Below are 18,924 nucleotides of genomic sequence, written 5' to 3' on the forward strand. Positions count from 1 at the left end.
ATCATGTTCATTTTACGCCGACGTCCGCGTCATGGATCAATCAGGTCGAGCGCTGGTTCGCTGAACTCACCAGAAAGCAGATCCAGCGAGGTGTCCACACCTCCGTCAGGCAGCTCGAGACCGACATCCGTACCTTCATCGACCTGCACAACAGAAACCCGAAGCCCTTCAAATGGACCAAGTCCGCAGACCAGATTCTGGCCTCGGTCAAACGCTTCTGCCATAAAGCCCAGCAGACCTTATGTGGCGAACTTTAGATTCACGTGACTAGCTGGTCACCTACAAAATCGCTTAAGAAGTTTACCCATTGCAGGCGGCTGCATCGCGCACCTAGAAGGTGTCGGCCTGTTGCGTTGCAGTTCGATTCCTGCGGTCCCGCGGTTTGATTCCGATCGCATTTGCCGCCAACCAGATGCTGGAATTGTCCTGCACTTCCGGCGCCGCAATCTGTCCCTGGCCGGCGCCGAATTGGACAGACAAGTTATTGATTTCATTTGGCATTTTATGACGGCGAAATCTCGGTACCAACACGAATACCAACGTTGGCATTCCAAGAATCTGCGCGGATTGTCAGGGCGTGGCCGGCGGTTCCAGTCGCTTCCGGCCATTTTTAGCCCACGATTTCTCATCCCAAACTAGGATTTCATACGATATGGTGCTGGCTATCGTACCCGTGAACGCGAATTGCGACATCGCGTAGCCGGTAGCAGTCGGGTTGTCTCTGAGAACTGATCCCTCGCGCCAATGGCGTACTTCGGCTTCGACCGCACGAGCGAAATCGGAGGATCGGCAGGTTATGGCGCAAACCGGACATTGGAGCCTATGACGGAGCTATGCGGAATTTTGGGTGATGAGGTGATCAGGCGGCGTGGTTTGCCGGCATTTGGATGACCTCGATGCCGTCGTTGAATCTGACACCTGCGATGACCTTCGGCAACTGATTTGTGCCTTTGAGCCGCCGCCAGGTCTTTGATGCGGCGATCACCAGTTTGAACACCATCAGCCTGGCGGTGGTTGGCGACAACGAGCCCTTGGTGTGCACCGTCCGGTGCCGCACGGTGGCGAACACGCTTTCGATGGGGTTGGTCGTCCGCAAGTGATCCCAATGCTCGGCAGGAAAGTCGTAGAAGGCCAGCAGGGCGTCGCGATCCTTGACCAGACATTCGACCGCCCGGCCGTATTTGGCGCGGTATTTCTCGGCGAAAACGTCGATCGCCGCTTCGGCGGACGCCCGGTTCGGCGCCCAGTAGACCTCGCGCAGATCCTTCTTCATGGTGGCCTGCACCGAGAGCGGGACCTTGTCCAGGACGTTCACGGTCTTGTGCACCCAGCATCGCTGGTGCCTTGTGCCGGGACAGACCTCGTCGAGCGCCTTTCAGAAGCCGAGCGCGCCGTCGCCGACGGCAATTTCCGGGGCGATCTGCAACCCGCGCCGCTTGACGTCGATCAGGAGCTCACGCCAGCTCCGCGCGCTCTCCCGCACGCCGACCTGGAAGCCGATCAGTTCCTTCTTGCCTTCCGGCGTCGCGCCGATCAGCACCAGCATGCACTCGCCGTGGTCTTCCATGCGGGCCTGCAGGAAGACGCCATCGGCCCACACATACACGTATCGTCGCGCCGACAAATCGCGCCTCTGCCAGCGCTCGTACTCGCCTTGCCACTCCGCGGTCAGCCCGGAAATCACCGCGGGCGACAGGTTCGGTGCGTCCTTGCCCAGCAAGGCCGTCAGCGCCTCCTGGAAATCGCCGGTCGAGATGCCGCGCAGGTACAGAATCGGCAACAGCGCATCCAGGCTTCTGGTCCGCCGTGCCCACAGCGGCAGGATCGCCGAGCCGAACCGGATCCGCTCACTATCGCCGGCCGCCCCACGGTCGCGAATCTTCGCCCGCGCGACCTCGACCGGACCGATGCCCGTCGCAATCGTTCGCACCGGGCCGTAACCATGCCGCACGACACGGGCGCGTCCGTCGGCAAGCTTCAAATCCTTCATCGTGGCAAGAAAGGTCTCGACTTCGACCTCGACGGCCTGCGCCAGAAGCTGCCGCGCACCAGCACGCAGGATATTGGTCAGTGGATCGTCGATCTCGTCGGGCTGACGGAGCGGGACAATGTTGCTAGTCTCGTTCATGGCGTATCGCTCTCCTTGAGAGGTTCTGGCAGGCTTCGACACCCGCCTCGATACGCCGCCTATCTCAGTCCGTCATCACCCAGTTTCCCGCATAGCTCCCTATGACGAGGTCGCCGAAGGGCCAATACCGGAAGTAGCCAGCCTAATCGATCACCCGGTCGATGCGGGCGCTGAACGTCGGCGAAAATTCGAGCGATCCGCTCCGTCAATCTTGCGCGCGCCAGGTGACTACCTATTCAAATGCCGCGATTGCAAGCACAACGGCGGCAAGGATCGGACCTGCATCGGCGACAAGCGGGCGATCATGTGCGCTGACTGCGCCTACGCACTGCCCAATGATCACGAACCTAGAAATATCGCCACGGACAAGCACCCGCAATCTGTGCGTTAGGAACTTTGTTCAATCTCAAGATCCTTCTAATATTTGCACTGCCGCAGGCAGGACAGAAGTACCAAGACTCACTTGCGATTACCCTCGGACCCGGACTGGGATTGCTACCGCACATCGTTCGATGACATTGAAAACCGTCACAAGCATCATAACCGATGAATGCAACTTCAGGGGCGGGATAACCTGAACAATACACTTTCGTTCCAGTCCAGCATTTGTCACCGTCCCCTTTTGAATCACTCCTCACGTATGTCATTCCCAGATCGGTGCAGTCTGCTGGCGACCCAAAGCGAAATGGGGCTGTCCCGATCCAGATTCGCCGGCTCCGCAAATGCATCCCTGGTTAGCAAGATAGCGCTTACTGCGAAGACTATCCTGAATAGGATCATAGAAGAGCCTCCCTATCTGTGACAGATGTGGAGGGGGATATCTGACCCACCGCAGAAGATATTTGAGCAACCAGAGACGCCTGTAAAGAAAGATCCGTATGTCGCACGACTCACCAGTGGTCAATCGCGCTCATTGCTTTCCTTTTGCTTCATGATTTCGCGGAGAGACTTCGGCCGCGGAGGTGACCTGTAGCGGCCCTCCCACGAGGCCGCGATCACGCCCTCGAAGGGAGCTTCCCCCGAGTGCAACTCGGCATTCCGCTATCGGTTGTGACTAGTTTAGCGTTCGCCGCGCCAGGCCCTGCCACCGAAATGCCCATGCCGATCCTCGACGAGACAACGCAGCCTGATCCGGCAGGGATGGAGGAGGTGCTAAATCGAAATGACCATCATACGCTGGATGCGAAGGACCATCACGGGTCGATGTCGCATTTGGGTCAAACTGAAGAAGAACGTGCGGTGATGGCCGAACAATTCGCAGGCGCATATTTGCTGAAGTAGAAATCCCGGCTTGGTCGGGGTGGGGTACCTGGCATCGCCGGCTACAAGGCGATCAACGCACTGGACTCTATGATCGGCCATCATACGCCGCGACACGAAGCCCTTGGTTGGGCTGCGGCGCGCGCATCGATGATGTGGCAAACTTCATTCCAGCTCGCCTGACCGCTGTTCTCTTCGTGCTGCGCGCCCCGGTCTTCGCAGGGTGGTCATGCATGATGCGCGATGCGAACCGGCGCCGCTCGATTAATGCCGGCTGGCTCGAAGCCGCCATAGCTGGAGCGCTCGGCGAGCGGCTCAGCGGTCCGCGAGCGTATCACGAGACCATCGCGGCGGGAACTCGAGGCGCTCGCGAGGGCTGAGCTCGCGATCGTGGTCAACCCGAACGATCCCGACGGAAAGCATCATGATCAGAGTGAACTTCTTTCGATCCTGCCGCGTGTCGGCCGTCTGGTGATCGACGAAAGCTTTACCGAGCTAGCCCTGGCTTATCACCTGCGCCCGATCAGTCCCTCTTCGCCGCCCTTGGTCGCCCTGATCTTTCGCGGACCATCTCCTTTTTCGCCATTTTGATGGCGTGGCGGGCGTCGGTGGAGCCCTCGGGCGCGACGATGTCCCCGTCCTCGGCGGCATCTGGTTCGGACATCATCCGGCGTGGTCCCTTTGGCTTGACAAGTTGCGGCCCAGAGCAAATGGTCGGCCCGCGTTGGTGCCTGTTCTGCGACAGGCGAAGAGGGAATGCGATAGGGCTCGAGCCAAACGGCTTGGCCTGAAAAGCAGCCGCCCCCGCGACCGTGACCGGAGAGATGCCCGAAGCCACTGATCCCCTGGGGATCGGGAAGGCGGGGATCGAAGGGAAAGACCCTGCTCCGCAAGCCGGGAGACCTGCCAGCGCAACGTTGAGACCGGCGGACGGGGTGTTCCGCGACGGGGAAAGCGAAGCCTCCTCAAGGACGGTTCGTGCACCTCATCGCTTCCCGCCGTCAATTCAGGAAGGGGCGATGATCGTCACTCTTCACGTTTGCATCACATGCCGCCCGGGCCAGACGCTCGGGGAAGGCGAGATTACGCCCGGTGCGCGCCTGCATGCCGCTATTCTCGACGCGGGCGTGCCTGACGGCGTCGTCGTTCCCGTCGAATGCCTGTCCGCCTGTAACCAGGGCTGCTCGGTCGCGCTCAGCGCGCCGGGACGGTGGTCCTATGTCTACGGTCGCTTGTCCGATGGCAACGCGCACGACGTGATTGCCGGCGCGTCAGCTTACGCGGCGGCACCCGATGGCATCGTGCCATGGCGCAGCCGGCCGGAGATCTTCCGCAAACAATCGCTCGCTCGCATTCCACCTATCGCCGCCCTGCCAGAAGCCGCGGAATGAACACGCTCGCAAAAGTCCCTGTCACGGTCGTCACTGGCTTGGCATCACTCTGGAAGACGCGCCGAAATTCGATCGCGGCTGCGCCGCGCGAGGCGTCATGAGTACGGTCGCTATCAAGGGCTGGTGCCCTGGCGCGTTGCGGCCGATGCAGTCAGGCGACGGGCTCGTGGTCCGCGTGCGCCCCTATGGCGGAAGGCTCGATGCGGCACAGGCGGCAGGGCTGGCTGATCTGGCAGAGTGTTACGGCAACGGCTTGATCGACTTGACCAGCCGGGCCAACTTCCAGATCAGAGGCGTGAGTGATCAGGGACACTTGTCTCTGCTCGACGGTCTCGCCCAATTGAAGCTGCTTGACCATGATCCGGAGGCCGAGTCGCATCGCAACATCCTGGTGACACCGTTCTGGGGCATAGGCGATGACACGCGTTCGCTCGCAGCCGAACTGGAGCAGGCCCTTGCCGGCAGTGGGCTAGCTCTTCCGACCAAATTTGGCTTCGCTGTCGATGACGGCAAGGAACGGGTGCTTGCTGGCGCATCCGCGGACATTCGGATCGAGCGTGGCCGCGCGGGCGGCCTTTTGGTGCGCGCCGATGGCGCTGAGTTTGGTCGCTCCGTTACGCGCGGCGACGCTGTGAGCGTTGCAGTCGCGCTTGCCGAATGGTTCATTACCTCAGGCGGCACCAGCGGCAGGCGAGGGCGCATGGCCGCCCACATCATGGCCGGCGCGAGATTGCCGGATGCACTGCTCGGTAGGACCGAGCCCGCACCGACGATCGCTGTGCCTCGTCCCGGTCTTTGTCCGCTGGGTGCGATGGTCGGCGTCGCATTCGGGCAACTGCCCCATTCGGCGCTTCGGCTTATTGCCGCAGATGCGCAAGGGTTGCGTATGACACCGTGGCGGATGATTCTTGCTGAGGGAGCACGCACGATGCCGCGCGGTGCGGACCTCATCACCGAGGCCGATGACCCAGCGCTTCGCGTCATCGCTTGCAGCGGCGCGCCGCGCTGCCGCGAGGCTCTTGCCGATACCCGCACGCTGGCTGCCGCGCTTGCGCCGCACATCGCCGCGGACGCGCGCCTCCACGTTTCGGGCTGCGCCAAGGGCTGCGCGCATTCCGGGGCGACCGCGATCACGCTGGTTGCGACCAGCGCCGGATTCGATCTCATCCGCGACGGCTCGCCGCGCGCCGCGCCAGTTATGCGTGGCTTGAGCCACGGCGTCATCATCGAAAATCCCTCCATGCTGGCGGGAGGACGCTGATGCCGCACATTTATGAAACCGACGGTGCAGCGATCTATCGACAGTCCTTTGCCACCATCCGCGCCGAGGCGGACTTGACGCGCTTCACGCCCGATGAAGAACAGGTGGCCGTGCGCATGATCCATGCCGCCGGCATGGTAGGGCTCGAGGCCCATATCCGTTTCACGCCCGGCATGGTGGCGGCGGCGCGGGATGCGCTGCAGGCCGGCGCGCCCGTACTTTGCGACACGCGTATGGTGTCCGAGGGGATTACACGCGCGCGGTTGCCGGCGGTCAATGCCATCGTCTGCACGCTCGGCGACCCCGCCGTTCACGTACTGGCACAATCCATGCGCGATACCCGTTCGGCCGCGGCACTGGAACTGTGGCGACCGCACCTCGATGGCGCCCTTGTCGCGATCGGCAACGCGCCCACCGCGCTGTTTCACCTCCTCAACATGCTGGAGGATCGCGATTGCCCGAGGCCGGCTGCAATCATTGGCTGTCCGGTCGGCTTCGTCGGCGCGGCTGAATCCAAGGCCGCGCTGATGGCCGATCCGCCGGCGCCCGCCCTGACAATTGAAGGACGCCTCGGCGGCTCGGCGATCACCGTCGCCGCCGTGAACGCGCTCGCGAGCCGGAGCGAATAGCGATGGGGCGCATCATTTGCTGCGGCCTCGGGCCAGGCAATCCGGACTTGATGAGCGTGCGCGCGGACCGCGAGGTGCGCGCAGCCAGGCACGTCGCCTATTTCCGCAAGAAAGGGCGTCCCGGTCAGGCCCGCCGCATTGTCGAAGGCATGCTGGCCGCCAATGTCTCCGAATATCCGATGGAATATCCGGTCACCACCGAGCTCTCCTTCGACAGTCCGGATTACCTTCGCGTGCTCGCCGGCTTCTATGAAGAATGGGCGGAGCGTCTGGCGCGGCTTGCGCTCGCGGTCGATGTCGTCGTGCTCTGCGAAGGCGATCCCTACTTCTATGGCTCCTTCATGCATTTGCACGCGGGCCTGCGAGGCCGCGTCGAGATCGAGGTGATCGCGGGCATTCCGGGCATGGCCGGCTGCTGGAATGTGGTCGGTCAGCCGATTGCGTTGGGCGATGACGTGACGACCGTCTTGATGGGCACAATGGCGGAGGATGAACTCGAACGGCGGATGCGCAATTCGGACGCGCTCGTCGTCATGAAGACCGGGCGCAACCTCCAAAAGGTGCGCCGTGCGCTCGCCTCCGCCGGTCGTCTCAATGATGCCTGGCTGGTCGAGCGCGGCACCATGCCGGGCGAGCGTGTTGCGCGGCTGGTCGATGTCGAGGAAACCGATTGCCCCTATTTTGCAATCGTGCTCGTGCATGGAACGGGATGGCGCGCGGACAACATCGCATGACGGGATCGCTGACGATCGCGGGACTTGGGCCGGGCGATGAGGCGCTGGTCACGCCGGAGGTGACGGCCGCGCTAGCTACCGCGACCGACATTCTGGGCTATGCGCCCTATGTCGCGCGCGTAGCGCCGCGCGAAGGGCTCACGTTCCATCCGTCGGACAATCGCATGGAGTTGCAACGCGCAGCCCACGCATTGCGGCTGGCATCAGAGGGACGCAACGTGGTGCTGGTATCCTCTGGCGATTCCGGCATCTTTGCGATGGCTTCTGCCGTGTTCGAAGCACTCGAAGAGACGCCGCAATACCAGGGGCTTCCGATCCGGGTGCTCCCTGGCGTGACCGCAATGCTGGCGGCGGCCGCGCGCGCCGGCGCGCCGCTCGGACACGATTTCTGTGCCATTAATCTCTCCGACAATCTGAAATCGTGGGCGGTGATCGAGAAACGGCTGCGGCTTGCGGCCGAAGCTGATTTTGCCATCGCGATGTACAATCCGCGCTCGGCGAGCCGGCTGGAGGGATTTGGACGCGCGCTCTCAGTGTTGAAGGAGGCCGGGTGCGGCGACCGTCTCGTGATATTCGCGCGCGCGGTCAGCACACCCGATGAGCGGATTGAAATGATCAAATTGAGCGAGGCGTTGCCCGAGATGGCCGACATGCGTACGCTCGTGATCATCGGCAATTCGGCGACGCGACGCGTTGGCCGCTGGGTCTATGCGCCGAGGCACGCCCGATGACCGAGCCATTGCATCACCTCGGCCACGCTTTCCATCCGCGTCCGCTCAGGCAGAGGCGGCCGCGAGATCATGATCACGGGAAGGCCGAGCGCACGCGCAGCGTCGATTTTTGCGCGCGCGCCTTCGCCCCCGGAATTGCGGGCGACAATCCATTCGATGCCGCGCGTGCGCATCATCTCCAGCTCACTTTGAAGAGTGAATGGCCCGCGCGACACGATGACGTCGGCATCGAATGGCAGTGCGCCCTCGGGCGGGTCGACGAATCGCAAGGTGTAGGCATGCTGCGGCTTCGCGCCGAACGGCGCGATGTGTTGCCGGCCGATGGCAAGAAAGACGCGCGCCCGATTTTCCGGCAAGGCGGCGACGGCGGACGCGACATCCGCAACCTCGATCCAGTTATCGTCAGTCGCCTTGGCCCAAGGCACACGCTCGATCGCGATCAGAGGCGTTCCGCTTGCCGCGCACGCGGCAGCCGCGTTGCGGCTCATTTCGGCCGCAAACGGATGGGTTGCATCAACGACATGCGTAATGGCTTCGCGGCGAATATAGTCGGCAAGTCCGTTCGCGCCGCCGAATCCACCGACGCGGGTGGGCAGTGGCTGGTCGGCGGGGTTGCGGGTGCGTCCGCCATAGGAATAGATCGCTTCGAGGCCCGCCCGCGCAATTGCTGCAGCGAGCAAATTGGCCTCAGTCGTTCCGCCCAGAATGAGGGCGCGCGTCATGGCTGATCCCTGGCTGACCATCATCGGTATCGGCGAGGATGGCCTTGCCGGCCTCTCCGAGGCAAGCCGAAAGGCGCTTTTTGAAGCCGAAACCGTCTTTGGTGGCGAGCGCCATCTTGCGCTCGCAGGCATAACCGAACGCACCCGGCCCTGGCCAGTGCCGTTCGATGCCGACGCTGTGCTGAGCTGCCGCGGCCGCCCGACGGCGGTGCTCGCCTCGGGCGACCCGTTCTGGCATGGCGTCGGCGGCAGTCTTGCGGAGAAGCTCGAGGCAGGCGAGTGGATCGCGCATTCCGCGCCTTCGACATTCTCGCTCGCCGCAGCGCGGCTCGGCTGGCGTCTTGAGTCCGTCATCTGTCTCGGACTGCACGCCGCGCCGTTCGAACGGCTCGTGCCGCATCTCGCGCGCGGCGCACAGATCATTTGCCTGGTGCGCGATGCCAGGGCGGCTGGTGACCTTGCGAGATGGTTGACAGAGCAGGGGTGGGACGCATCGTCGTTCTGGACCCTCGCCGCGCTGGGCGGCCCACGTGAGAAGATCATGCAGCATCGCGCAGACAGCTATGCCGGTGATTTGGCCGATGGCCCGGTCGCGGTTGCGCTGAAGGCCAGCGGAGCACAAGGCATCACCCGCAGTTCGGGGCTGCCGGACGATCTCTTCGCGCATGATGGCCAGATGACGAAGCGGCCGGTGCGTGCGCTCGCTCTTTCGGCGCTGGCGCCGCGACTGGGCGAACGGTTGTGGGATATCGGCGCAGGCTCTGGCTCGATCTCGATCGAATGGGCGCTGTGCGGCGGGATCGCGGTGGCCGTCGAGGCGCGCGATGACCGCGCCGCGAACATCCGCCGCAATGCAGCGAGTTTCGGGCTGTCGCACCGGGTCACCGTCATTGGCGGGACTGCTCCCGACGCTCTCGCTGCACTTGAAACGCCGGATGCTGTGTTCCTCGGCGGAGGTCTCGACAGCGCGATGTTCGATGCCGTCTGGTCGCGCGTTGTCCCGGGTACGCGGCTGGTCGCGCACGCCATAACGCTCGAGACGGAAGCGTTTCTCGTGGAACTGCACCATCGCCACGGCGGCGGGTTGATGCGGATCGAGCTCGCGCATGCAGGACGACTCGGCCATTACCGCTCCTGGGAGGCGACACGGCCGGTCGTGCAATGGAGCGTGGTCAGATGAAGGTCGCGGGCTTGGGATTCCAACGCGACGCCACGCTCGACGCGCTCCGCGAAGCGCTCGTGGCGGCCGGCGGACCCGCCGGAATCGCGGCGGTGGCAACCGTTAGCGACAAGGCGGAAGCGGGTGCCCTGAAGTTGCTCGCGCGAGAATGCGGCGTGCCGATCAAGGCGATTCCAGCTGAAGTTCTGACAGGCATCGCAACGCCGACTCAGTCAAAACTCATCAGGGACAAGTTTGGCACGGGATCGGTCGCCGAGGCTGCCGCGCTCGCCGCGGCCGGCCGTCGCGCGCGGCTAATTTCGAGGCGGTCGATCTCGCAGGACCGGACGGCAACCGCTGCCATTGCGGAGGGAGACGGCGAATGACGGTGCATTTCATCGGTGCAGGGCCGGGCGCCGCGGATCTCTTGACCTTGCGTGGCCGCGATCTCATCGCCTCTTGTCCGATCTGTCTCTATGCCGGCTCGCTGGTGCCGGCGGGCGTGCTGGCGCATTGCCCGCAAGGCGCGCGAATCGTTAACACCGCGCCACTGTCGCTCGACGAGATCATCGCAGAAATCGCAGGTGCGCATGCCGACGGCAAGGATGTGGCACGGCTGCACTCGGGTGATCTCTCGATCTGGTCGGCGATGGGCGAACAATTGCGCCGCCTGCGCGCGCTCGGTATTTCCTATTCCGTGACGCCGGGTGTTCCCGCCTTTTCCGCGGCCGCGGCAGCGCTGCAAGCTGAGCTGACATTGCCGGGGTTGGCCCAATCGGTGGTGCTGACGCGTACGCCGGGCCGGGCCAGCGCGATGCCGGAGGGCGAGAACCTCGCCGCGTTCGCCGCAACCGGCGCGGTGCTCGCCATTCATCTGTCGATCCATTTACTCGATAAGGTCGTCGCCGAACTCGCGCCGCATTACGGCGCGGACTGCCCGGTGGCGATCGTCTGGCGCGCGAGCTGGCCAGACCAGCGCATCGTCCGCGCCACGCTCGCCACAGTTGAAGCCGCTCTTGGTGCTGAGCTCGAGCGGACCGCACTCATCCTGGTGGGCAAGACCTTGGGTTCGGAGGAGTTTGCCGAGAGTCGTCTCTACGCCGCCGACTATGATCGCCGCTACCGGCCGATCGGGCCGGTACCGCGCTTTCCGGAGGCGTCGTGATGGGGGCGGGCCTCGTCATCTCGGCGCCGGCCTCCGGCGTCGGCAAGACGACGCTGACGCTGGCGCTCGCGCGCGCCTATCGCGACCGCGGATTGAAGGTGCAGTGCTTCAAGAGCGGGCCCGATTATATCGACCCGGCGTTTCATGCCGCCGCCGCCGGATGCCCGTCCGTCAACGTGGACAGTTGGGCGATGGATCGCGCGGCGATCGAGCACCTCGTTGGCCGTGGTGCGGATGCCGACCTCGTTCTAACCGAGGGTTCGATGGGCTTGTTTGACGGCGCGGCCGCACGCGGCGTCTCCGGCACCGGCGCCACCGCCGACATTGCCGAGATGATCGGTTGGCCAGTGCTGCTCGTGATCGATCCGTGCGGACAGGCCCAGACGGCCGCGGCCGTGGCCGCGGGTCTGCGCGATTTTCGCGCGGGTGTGCGCCTTGCCTGTGTCGTGTTGAATCGCGTCGCGAGTCCGCGCCACGAGGAGCTCGTGCGCAGTGCCTTCGCCAATGCCGGCATACCCGTGCTCGGGGCCTTGCCTCGCCACGCCGAAATCAGCTTGCCGAAACGGCATCTCGGCCTGGTGCAGGCGGAGGAGCAGGCTCAGATCAGTGGCCTGATCGGTGAGGCCGCGCGCTTCGTCAGCGCGCATGTCGATCTCGACGCCGTGCTGCAAGCGGCGTCCAGCTGGTCGCCGCAACCGTCCGCGCGCGGGCTCGGCGTCGATCCGCCCGGTCAACGCATTACGCTCGCTCGCGATGCGGCGTTCTCCTTTGTCTATCCGCATATGTTGGAGGCCTGGCGCTCCGCGGGCGCCGAGATCACGACCTTCTCGCCGCTCGCCGATGAAGGCCCCGATGAAAGCGCCGATGTGTGCTGGCTGCCCGGCGGCTATCCCGAACTGCACGCCGGCCGCCTCACGGCCAACGCACGATTTCGCACCGCTCTCCGCGCCTTTGCGGCGACGCGCCCCGTGCACGGCGAATGTGGGGGTTATATGGTGCTGGGTGCGGCTTTGGCGGATGCCGAAGGCGCGCGCCACGAGATGGTCGGCTTGCTCGGTCTGGAGACGAGCTTTGCCAAACGTCGCATGCACCTCGGCTATCGTCTCGCCGAGCTCGCGGCGCCGATCCCTGGACATCAAGCCGGCGCGCGCTTGCGTGGCCATGAGTTTCACTATTCCACGATCGTCGCACAGCCAGATACGCCGCTCGCAGTCGTCCGCGACGCGACCGGGGCGATCGTCGCCGAGACCGGCTCGCGGCGCGGTCACGCGACCGGCACATTCTTTCACCTGATTGCGGAGGACCGGTGAGGGGCTTCGTCTCTTTCATCTCCGCCGGTCCCGGCGATCCCGAGCTCCTGACGTTGAAAGGGGCCGCGCGGCTTCGCGAGGCCGACGTCGTACTCTATGACGATCTCGCGTCAGGCGCGATCCTCGACCGTGTCCGTCCCGGCGCCAATCTCGTCGCGGTTGGAAAACGCGCCGGCCGTCCCTCGACCAAGCAGCAGCATGTCAACCGGCTCCTGGTCGACTATGCCTCGACCGGCGCGCGCGTGGTGCGCCTGAAATCCGGCGATGCCGGCGTCTTCGGCCGTCTCGAAGAGGAGATCGAGACGCTGCGCGCGGCTGATATCGGCTATGAGATCATTCCCGGCGTGACCGCGGCCTGCGCTGCCGCCGCGCAGGCCGGCGTTCCGTTGACGCGACGCCACACGTCGCGCCGGGTCCAGTTCGTGACCGCAGCCGATGTCACCGGCGAATTGCCGCAAAATCTCAATTGGGCGGCCCTCGCCGATTCGGAAGCAACCACCGTGGTCTATATGGGCCGGCGGACATTCCCCGCTCTGGCGGCAAAGCTGATCGCGCATGGTCTTGCGCCTGATACCCCGGCGCTGCTTGCGGAATCCTTAGGCCACTCCGATGAGCGGCTTGTCCGCACCACCATCGCAGAGCTCGCCGAACGTCTTGCGCAAGCCGAAGCCGTGACCAAAGCCGCCGTCATTCTGTTCGGCGCGCTTGCAGGAGATTCTGCCTGATGATGTCGGCGTCCGCCCTCGCTCGCCCCTTGACGCCTGCTGTTCGAAAAGAGCACACAAGAGGGCATGGTGCTCGAAGCGGCGCAAAGCGCCGGAACATAATCGGGAATGGGGTAGGGCGGACCCATTGCGCGCGCCCGGAAGCCCCGGCCGCCCGTGGACCCAGGGCCGTCGGGTGTGACGGCAGGAAGGACTTGAGATCATGCATATCGAACCGGGAATCGTAACGGGCGCCAAGCTCGTGTTGAGTTATGCGACGGGCATCGCCGCGGGCGCTGTCGCGCTCAAGCTCGCGGTCGAGACCGTGCGCGAGCAGGGCATCGGATCGTTGGCTGTGCGGATAATGGCCACGACAGCGCTTGTGCTCACGTTCTTCGAGATCCTGCCGCATTTCTCGGTCGGGGTCTCCGAGGTGCACTTCATCCTCGGCTCGACGTTGTTCTTATTGTTCGGCGCGGCGCCAGCTGCCTTGGGACTTGCGCTCGGTCTACTGTTGCAGGGACTATTCTTCGTGCCGACCGATCTGCCGCAATACGGCATGAACGTCACGACGCTGTTGGTGCCACTATTTGCGATCCAGGCGCTCGGCCAGCGCATCGTTCCACGCAACACGGCCTATGTGGACTTGCAATATCGCCAGGCCCTCGCGCTCTCGACTGCATACCAGTCGGGCATCGTGGCGTGGGTCGCCTTCTGGGCGCTTTATGGTGCGGGCTTTGGCGCCGCCAATCTCGCCAACATCGCGACCTTCGCGGCGTCCTATGCGCTAGTCGTATTGATCGAGCCGTTGGCCGATCTCGCCGTGTTGGCGCTCGCCAAATCGCTGCGTGCCGTGACCGCGGAGGGGTTCGTCACCCGCCGCCTGCACAACGCTGCCTAGAGACAATGCGAACGGCGGCCGCCATGGCCGCTCTTCGCTCAAGCAATGCTCACGATCTCCTTGATAGGCATCGGTTGCGGCGATCCCGAGCAACTCACGCTCGCGGCAATCCGTGCCATCAACGCAGCCGATCTCATTCTCATTCCGCGCAAGGGAATGGCGAAGTCCGAGCTCGCCGAATTGCGGCGGGCCATTTGCAAAGACGTACTTACCAATGCAGCGGCACGCATCGCGGAATTCGACCTGCCGGTTCGTGACGCAGACGAAACGGATTACCGCAAGCGCGTGGACGAATGGCACGACGCGGTCGCCGCAACCTGGTCGCAGACGATCACCGGCCATTTGGGACGCGAGGGGCGGATTGCGCTGCTGATCTGGGGCGATCCTTCGCTCTATGACTCGTCCCTGCGCATCGCGCGACGGCTCGATCCCACACCTATGATCGAAGTGATCCCCGGCATAACGTCGATCCAGGCATTGTGCGCGGCCCACGCGCTGCCGTTGAACGATGTCGGCGAGCCTTTTCTGGTCACGACGGGACGGCGGTTGCGCGAAGGCGGCTGGCCGCCCGGCACCGATACCGTGGTCGTGATGCTCGACGGTGGCACGGCGTTTCAGTCGCTCGACGCGCACGGCCTGCACATCTGGTGGGGCGCCTATCTCGGTACGCCGGATCAGATCATTATGTCGGGCGAGCTATCCGAGATGGGTCCGCGCATCACTGCCGCGCGGCAGGAGGCGCGCGCACGGCACGGGTGGATCATGGACAGCTACATTCTCAAACGTAGATCGTGAAGCGGCCATTCGTCGCGCGAACGGAACAGAGGTACGGCAACATGCTCCCTCAATGGGTCTATCAGAAGTGCCCCGGAATCTCTGCCGTCCATCGCGAGGCGGCCGTCGCGGTTGCTCTAAAACTGTCCGCTAGGATCGCAGTCGCCGCCAACCTATCACGATACCGCTCGTCGACACGACGATTCCAATGAGCGACAGGAGCACCATCACGGTGTCCCATGCCGGGCGATGGCGCAGCAGCAGCGGAAAATCTAGACTGTGCATGGCATTGAATAGCCAGCGATACGTCCGGCGGCTATTGTCGACGCGGCCGAGAATGTCGCCATTGCGCGGATCAATGTAGAACCAGCTCTGAGCCGCGTCCTCGAAGCCCACGCGCAGCACCGGCAGAGGGCGCTCATTGTGATGCGAATACCAATAAGCATCGAACCACGTTTGTGGGTGCGCTTCTCGATCCGAAGCCGGTGAACGCGCACTTGCAGGACACCATTCGTCGTTACCGCAAGCTCATGGGGAATGAGGAGCGAGAGCCTGAAAGCCGCCCGCAGGGTAGGAGGGCGGCTATACGCTAAAGCGTATTTATATGGTGTATACGCTGAAAGGTATATCCATTTTTAACCTCTGAAGCGTATATTGACATTTAACCTCTAGAGCGTATATGGCGTGCCTAGAGAGGTACGCCGTGGACCAGATCGCCCGAACGCCCAAGCAAATCGGAGATGCCATCCGCCGGCAACGCCGCAACCTTGGCCTGAACCAGACCCGCGTCAGGGACAAGACAAAGCTACGGCAAGCAACTATCTCGGCCGTCGAGAGTGGCGCGCCCGGGACTCAGCTCGGAACGCTTTGTGATATTCTCGCAGCGCTCGACCTCGAGTTCGTTATCCGTCCCAGGACGAAGGCAAAGCCGGCCGAGATCGAGGACATCTTTTGATGGCTCGCCCGCGGCGGCATATCCCGCTCAATGTCTTCTTGAACGGCCGTCTCGTCGGGCGCCTGAACAGGCAATCCAGCGGCGCAATCGACTTTCAGTACGATCCGTCCTGGCTTGCCTGGGAGCATGCGCTGCCCGTGTCGCTATCTCTGCCTCTGCGTGAGGACCGCTATATCGGTGCGCCTGTCATCGCCGTCTTCGACAATCTCCTGCCCGATAGCACGCCCATCCGTCGTCGCATGGCGGAGCGAGTCCACGCTCAGGGCATCGACGCTTACGACCTACTTGCCCCTGTCGGACGGGATTGCGTCGGCGCACTGCAATTCCTGCCGGACGGTATCGAACCCGGCACCGCCGGTGCTGTCGACGGCAGACCTGTTAACGACAAGGAAATCGCGCAGCTTCTCGGCGACCTTGCATCGGCTCCCCTTGGGCTTGGCGAGGACGAGGACTTTCGGATCTCGATCGCCGGCGCCCAGGAAAAGACCGCGCTCTTGTTCTGGAAAGGGCGTTGGTACAAGCCGCTGGCGACTACAGCTACGACGCACATCCTCAAACCGCAGATTGGCCGACTGCCGAACGGCATCGATCTTTCCTACAGCGTCGAGAATGAGTTCTTCTGTCTCAAGCTGACAGCCGCCCTTGGGTTTCCGAGCGCCCCGGTCGCCATTGAGGAGTTTGAGGGTAACCGCGTGCTCGTGGTCGAGCGGTTCGATCGCCGCTGGACCAGCGACAACCGTCTCCTGCGTTTGCCCCAAGAGGATTGCTGCCAGGCTTTGTCCGTGCCGCCATCCTTGAAATACGAATCCGAGGGCGGGCCCGGTATTCCAGCTATCCTCAATCTGCTGAAAGGGAGCGATCAGCCAGAGGCAGATCAAACGACGTTTCTGAAAGCCGTGATTGCCTTCTGGCTTCTCGGTGCCACGGATGGGCACGCCAAAAATTTCAGCGTCTTTCTCTCTCCCGGCGGTCGCTTCCGCATGACCCCGCTCTACGATGTGATCTCAGCGCAGCCCAGCCTCGACGCAGGCCAGATCAAGCGTAACAAGATGAAGCTGGCCATGGCCGTCGGTGATAGCCGTCACTACGTCGTCGACAGCGTCATGCCGCGCCATTTTGTCCAGACCGCTGCCAAGGCAGGGATTGGCGCGGGACTCGTGACCGCGATCTTCGATGAGCTGCGCGCACAGGCGCCGGCGGCGGTCGAACAGGTCACCGCGGCGCTCCCGAAGGCATTTCCTGCCGAAGTCGCTGATAGCATCAATAATGGGGTCAAGGCTCGTCTGCGCAGGTTGGAGGATGCGTGATGCCAAAGATCGATGTGCCACCAGTTAATCGAAGCCGAGGGGCATCTCTGCCCATCGCCACGCTGGACCAGCGAGATTGATCATGGGGCCAAAGCTCGATTCAGCGATGCTCCAGAACTGGAATCTGGCCCCATTCACCTATGAGAATCCCGAGGGCACAACATTCTTTGCCCCCGAGCGATCCTGCCTGGAGCTCGCCGACACGCCCCAAACGGCCCTGGCGGTCTCGATCGCGCGCCGTTCGCGATTCCTGTCGCGCACAAAGGAAGCGGCAGCCGGCCTCGACATGCGGATGTTGAAGACCCCCGTCGAGGGGAAGTTCATCGACCTGCGCACCGTGTCGGCCGAACTTCCGCGAGAGCAACGCTGGTCATTGGGCAACGCGGTCCCAGCCGACATCGACGGTGTCCTGTTTCGGCCGGCCGAGCGCCCCACGGCAACGGCGATTGCCGTCCTCAAGGGACAGGCGCTCGGCCGATCGATTCAGACAACGCACTATCGCTTTGAATGGAACGGCGTTCGCATCGACAGGCTCTACGCCTTCGACGAGGAAGGTACTGTCCTGCAACCCGAGATTCTCGCGGGAAAGGAGGAGGTTCTTGCAGCGTAGAATCGAAATGGCGCTGTCCTGGGCAAAGGCCGTTTGGCGCGCGATCTGGTCACGCCGACCATTCACGCCGCGTCGCTCGCCCACGCAACGACACACGCCGGAACCGCGGACCCGCCTTGCGCATTGGCGGGGGACCGGTTCAGCACCAGCAGGCCATTGGACCGCCTGTCACCCCTCCACCGAGCACATCTTCAAGGCCGAGGTCACGTGTTCGCATGGTCACCGACTTACACTCAAGGGGCATTCCATCAGCGCCAGGGGCCAGGTTCAGCCGAGCGTGATTTGCAGGCATCCCGGCTGCGACTTCCACGAATTCGTCATGCTCGACAACTGGTCGCACCGGCGAGCGGCGCAGACCGCGCTGCCGCGCTAGCGAGAACGGGCAACCAGGGTCCTCGGCAACATGAAGCGTCACACCGTCATCGTCGAGGGCACTCTCTCCTTTCGCATGCAACGTGTCGCAGCGGCGCGTGCGGGAGACCACGGCCGCGATGTCGCCACACTACCGCTGCTCGCGGCCCGCCTCGCGGGTGGCTTCAGCCGACCCGCCGATCACGCCACCCTTGTCCCCATCGTCGGTCGAGCGCTCGCGGAGCTCGCGTTCGAAGAGCTTGAGGCAGTCAAGACCAGGCCCGGCATGGCGCGGGCCGTGCTTGCAGTCCTGGCGCGCGTATGGGCCGCAGACATTCGATTCGATGATCCGCTTTATGCGAGCGCCCGCCTGCTCGATCTGGGGCGCATCGAGACCTATCTGCGCGACCAACTGCCCATCGGCGCGCTGCCTCCGGACCTTCGCGACCAGGCGATTGTGGGTGTAGGACATGCGCCTGCGACCATCGGCAGCCTGCATTTCCACCGGCTGATCTCCATCGACCCGCTATGGCGACCGTGTGAATAAGCGCCGAACTCTGACCCCCATCGGCTTCCAACGTTGACCCCATACGTGATGGATTTTTCGCCGACGGTCCAAGGGTTTCGTCATTACTGGCCGGGGCGCATTGCCTCATCAAGAATGTTACCCGAGAACTGACCGTCAGGATTGGGGCGGCGACACCGAATCGGATCGGTGTCACCGATGGCAGGACGGATCAGCATGGGTGCTCGGCGCGAGCTCACGGCGGCGGTGGTAGAGCGCTATCGATCGGCAGGGCGGGCAGATAAGGGGCGCATACTCGACGAGCTT

Annotated in this window: 19 protein-coding genes, 4 pseudogenes and 1 riboswitch; of the genes and pseudogenes, 20 read left to right on the plus strand and 3 right to left on the minus strand. The window is 63.6% G+C overall.

The window, feature by feature from the left end:
* Positions 1-257: pseudogene (locus AC5ZG1_RS41815) on the plus strand (IS630 family transposase); the annotation flags it as partial.
* Between the two features lie 602 nt (positions 258-859).
* On the opposite strand, the pseudogene AC5ZG1_RS41820 reads toward AC5ZG1_RS41815, so the two are convergent.
* A pseudogene (locus tag AC5ZG1_RS41820) lies at positions 860-2,128 on the minus strand (IS256 family transposase).
* Positions 2,129-3,226: 1,098 nt separating this feature from the next.
* Between AC5ZG1_RS41820 and AC5ZG1_RS41825 the strand changes: the two are divergent.
* From AC5ZG1_RS41825 to cobJ, 8 genes and pseudogenes are all read left to right on the plus strand, one after another.
* Complete coding sequence (locus AC5ZG1_RS41825; RefSeq protein WP_028162308.1) at positions 3,227-3,409, plus strand: hypothetical protein; 183 nt, start codon at positions 3,227-3,229, stop codon at positions 3,407-3,409.
* Positions 3,410-3,430: 21 nt separating this feature from the next.
* Positions 3,431-3,726, plus strand: a pseudogene (locus tag AC5ZG1_RS41830) (CobD/CbiB family cobalamin biosynthesis protein); the annotation flags it as partial.
* Positions 3,727-3,778: 52 nt separating this feature from the next.
* Positions 3,779-3,979, plus strand: a complete 201-nt coding sequence (locus AC5ZG1_RS41835; protein WP_080663589.1) for a hypothetical protein — start codon at positions 3,779-3,781, stop codon at positions 3,977-3,979.
* A gap of 117 nt (positions 3,980-4,096) precedes the next feature.
* Positions 4,097-4,313, plus strand: a riboswitch (cobalamin riboswitch).
* A 94-nt stretch (positions 4,314-4,407) separates the two neighbouring features.
* The gene (locus AC5ZG1_RS41840) at positions 4,408-4,779 is read left to right on the plus strand and encodes a DUF1636 family protein (RefSeq protein ID WP_130229647.1); all 372 of its coding nucleotides are present in this window, start codon (positions 4,408-4,410) and stop codon (positions 4,777-4,779) included.
* 97 nt (positions 4,780-4,876) lie between these two features.
* The gene (cobG, locus tag AC5ZG1_RS41845; protein ID WP_028162311.1) at positions 4,877-6,040 is read left to right on the plus strand and encodes a precorrin-3B synthase; all 1,164 of its coding nucleotides are present in this window, start codon (positions 4,877-4,879) and stop codon (positions 6,038-6,040) included.
* Positions 6,040-6,669, plus strand: a complete 630-nt coding sequence (locus AC5ZG1_RS41850; protein ID WP_455998662.1) for a precorrin-8X methylmutase — start codon at positions 6,040-6,042, stop codon at positions 6,667-6,669. Before cobG ends, AC5ZG1_RS41850 begins: the two co-directional genes overlap by 1 nt.
* Before the next feature lie 2 nt (positions 6,670-6,671).
* The gene (locus AC5ZG1_RS41855) at positions 6,672-7,403 is read left to right on the plus strand and encodes a precorrin-2 C(20)-methyltransferase (RefSeq protein WP_028162313.1); all 732 of its coding nucleotides are present in this window, start codon (positions 6,672-6,674) and stop codon (positions 7,401-7,403) included.
* Positions 7,400-8,134, plus strand: a complete 735-nt coding sequence (gene cobJ / locus AC5ZG1_RS41860) for a precorrin-3B C(17)-methyltransferase (RefSeq protein ID WP_028162314.1) — start codon at positions 7,400-7,402, stop codon at positions 8,132-8,134. The genes AC5ZG1_RS41855 and cobJ overlap by 4 nt, the downstream gene beginning before the upstream one ends.
* On the opposite strand, the gene AC5ZG1_RS41865 is transcribed toward cobJ, so the two are convergent.
* On the minus strand, positions 8,110-8,856 hold the full coding sequence (locus AC5ZG1_RS41865; protein ID WP_028162315.1) for a cobalt-precorrin-6A reductase: 747 nt from the start codon (positions 8,854-8,856) through the stop codon (positions 8,110-8,112). The two genes, cobJ and AC5ZG1_RS41865, sit on opposite strands and share 25 nt — an antisense overlap.
* On the opposite strand from AC5ZG1_RS41865, the gene AC5ZG1_RS41870 reads away from it, so the two are divergent.
* The 7 genes from AC5ZG1_RS41870 to cobF all read left to right on the plus strand — a co-directional run bounded on the left by AC5ZG1_RS41870 (position 8,855) and on the right by cobF (position 14,890).
* A complete protein-coding gene (locus AC5ZG1_RS41870) occupies positions 8,855-10,036 on the plus strand; it encodes a bifunctional cobalt-precorrin-7 (C(5))-methyltransferase/cobalt-precorrin-6B (C(15))-methyltransferase (protein WP_028162316.1) in 1,182 nt (393 codons plus the stop codon). The two genes, AC5ZG1_RS41865 and AC5ZG1_RS41870, sit on opposite strands and share 2 nt — an antisense overlap.
* Entirely contained in the window at positions 10,033-10,401 is a 369-nt protein-coding gene (locus AC5ZG1_RS41875; RefSeq protein WP_028162317.1) for a cobalamin biosynthesis protein, read from the plus strand. Before AC5ZG1_RS41870 ends, AC5ZG1_RS41875 begins: the two co-directional genes overlap by 4 nt.
* Entirely contained in the window at positions 10,398-11,180 is a 783-nt protein-coding gene (gene cobM, locus AC5ZG1_RS41880; protein WP_028162318.1) for a precorrin-4 C(11)-methyltransferase, read from the plus strand. Before AC5ZG1_RS41875 ends, cobM begins: the two co-directional genes overlap by 4 nt.
* Positions 11,180-12,490 (plus strand): cobyrinic acid a,c-diamide synthase CobB, encoded by a 1,311-nt coding sequence (locus tag AC5ZG1_RS41885; RefSeq protein ID WP_028162319.1) that lies wholly within the window; start codon positions 11,180-11,182, stop codon positions 12,488-12,490. The genes cobM and AC5ZG1_RS41885 overlap by 1 nt, the downstream gene beginning before the upstream one ends.
* A complete protein-coding gene (gene cobA, locus AC5ZG1_RS41890) occupies positions 12,487-13,215 on the plus strand; it encodes a uroporphyrinogen-III C-methyltransferase (protein ID WP_028162320.1) in 729 nt (242 codons plus the stop codon). The genes AC5ZG1_RS41885 and cobA overlap by 4 nt, the downstream gene beginning before the upstream one ends.
* A 202-nt stretch (positions 13,216-13,417) precedes the next feature.
* Positions 13,418-14,095: an energy-coupling factor ABC transporter permease gene (locus AC5ZG1_RS41895; protein WP_028162321.1), complete on the plus strand. Its 678-nt coding sequence runs from the start codon at positions 13,418-13,420 to the stop codon at positions 14,093-14,095.
* A 45-nt stretch (positions 14,096-14,140) separates the two neighbouring features.
* Entirely contained in the window at positions 14,141-14,890 is a 750-nt protein-coding gene (cobF, locus tag AC5ZG1_RS41900) for a precorrin-6A synthase (deacetylating) (RefSeq protein WP_028162322.1), read from the plus strand.
* 129 nt (positions 14,891-15,019) lie between these two features.
* Here the strand turns inward: cobF and AC5ZG1_RS41905 are convergent.
* Positions 15,020-15,352: pseudogene (locus AC5ZG1_RS41905) on the minus strand (PepSY domain-containing protein); the annotation flags it as partial.
* Between the two features lie 220 nt (positions 15,353-15,572).
* Here AC5ZG1_RS41905 and AC5ZG1_RS41910 point away from each other — a divergent pair.
* The 4 genes from AC5ZG1_RS41910 (at position 15,573) to AC5ZG1_RS41925 (ending at position 18,639) form a co-directional block, all read left to right on the plus strand.
* Positions 15,573-15,824, plus strand: coding sequence for a helix-turn-helix domain-containing protein (locus AC5ZG1_RS41910; protein WP_028162324.1), 252 nt, complete (start codon positions 15,573-15,575; stop codon positions 15,822-15,824).
* Positions 15,824-17,131: a type II toxin-antitoxin system HipA family toxin gene (locus AC5ZG1_RS41915; protein ID WP_028162325.1), complete on the plus strand. Its 1,308-nt coding sequence runs from the start codon at positions 15,824-15,826 to the stop codon at positions 17,129-17,131. Before AC5ZG1_RS41910 ends, AC5ZG1_RS41915 begins: the two co-directional genes overlap by 1 nt.
* An 82-nt stretch (positions 17,132-17,213) precedes the next feature.
* Positions 17,214-17,741 carry an RES family NAD+ phosphorylase gene (locus tag AC5ZG1_RS41920; protein ID WP_051396547.1) on the plus strand — a complete coding sequence of 176 codons (528 nt, stop codon included), beginning with the start codon at positions 17,214-17,216 and terminating at the stop codon, positions 17,739-17,741.
* Between the two features lie 403 nt (positions 17,742-18,144).
* On the plus strand, positions 18,145-18,639 hold the full coding sequence (locus AC5ZG1_RS41925; protein WP_028162326.1) for a hypothetical protein: 495 nt from the start codon (positions 18,145-18,147) through the stop codon (positions 18,637-18,639).
* Positions 18,640-18,924 lie beyond the last annotated feature (285 nt).

Source organism: Bradyrhizobium sp. Leo78, assembly GCF_059512425.1.

What these genes read in the sequence shown, in the direction of transcription:
- AC5ZG1_RS41855 (WP_028162313.1), top strand. Translation starts at nt 6,672, where the DNA reads ATGGGGCGCATCATTTGCTGCGGCCTCGGGCCAGGCAATCCGGACTTG.
- AC5ZG1_RS41885 (WP_028162319.1), top strand. Translation starts at nt 11,180, where the DNA reads ATGGGGGCGGGCCTCGTCATCTCGGCGCCGGCCTCCGGCGTCGGCAAG.
- AC5ZG1_RS41840 (WP_130229647.1), top strand. Translation starts at nt 4,408, where the DNA reads ATGATCGTCACTCTTCACGTTTGCATCACATGCCGCCCGGGCCAGACG.
- cobM (WP_028162318.1), top strand. Translation starts at nt 10,398, where the DNA reads ATGACGGTGCATTTCATCGGTGCAGGGCCGGGCGCCGCGGATCTCTTG.
- AC5ZG1_RS41915 (WP_028162325.1), top strand. Translation starts at nt 15,824, where the DNA reads ATGGCTCGCCCGCGGCGGCATATCCCGCTCAATGTCTTCTTGAACGGC.
- AC5ZG1_RS41920 (WP_051396547.1), top strand. Translation starts at nt 17,214, where the DNA reads ATGGGGCCAAAGCTCGATTCAGCGATGCTCCAGAACTGGAATCTGGCC.
- cobF (WP_028162322.1), top strand. Translation starts at nt 14,141, where the DNA reads ATGCTCACGATCTCCTTGATAGGCATCGGTTGCGGCGATCCCGAGCAA.
- AC5ZG1_RS41870 (WP_028162316.1), top strand. Translation starts at nt 8,855, where the DNA reads ATGGCTGATCCCTGGCTGACCATCATCGGTATCGGCGAGGATGGCCTT.
- AC5ZG1_RS41825 (WP_028162308.1), top strand. Translation starts at nt 3,227, where the DNA reads ATGCCGATCCTCGACGAGACAACGCAGCCTGATCCGGCAGGGATGGAG.
- AC5ZG1_RS41865 (WP_028162315.1), bottom strand. Translation starts at nt 8,856, where the DNA reads ATGACGCGCGCCCTCATTCTGGGCGGAACGACTGAGGCCAATTTGCTC.
- AC5ZG1_RS41895 (WP_028162321.1), top strand. Translation starts at nt 13,418, where the DNA reads ATGCATATCGAACCGGGAATCGTAACGGGCGCCAAGCTCGTGTTGAGT.
- AC5ZG1_RS41925 (WP_028162326.1), top strand. Translation starts at nt 18,145, where the DNA reads ATGAAGCGTCACACCGTCATCGTCGAGGGCACTCTCTCCTTTCGCATG.
- AC5ZG1_RS41875 (WP_028162317.1), top strand. Translation starts at nt 10,033, where the DNA reads ATGAAGGTCGCGGGCTTGGGATTCCAACGCGACGCCACGCTCGACGCG.
- cobJ (WP_028162314.1), top strand. Translation starts at nt 7,400, where the DNA reads ATGACGGGATCGCTGACGATCGCGGGACTTGGGCCGGGCGATGAGGCG.
- AC5ZG1_RS41850 (WP_455998662.1), top strand. Translation starts at nt 6,040, where the DNA reads ATGCCGCACATTTATGAAACCGACGGTGCAGCGATCTATCGACAGTCC.
- cobG (WP_028162311.1), top strand. Translation starts at nt 4,877, where the DNA reads ATGAGTACGGTCGCTATCAAGGGCTGGTGCCCTGGCGCGTTGCGGCCG.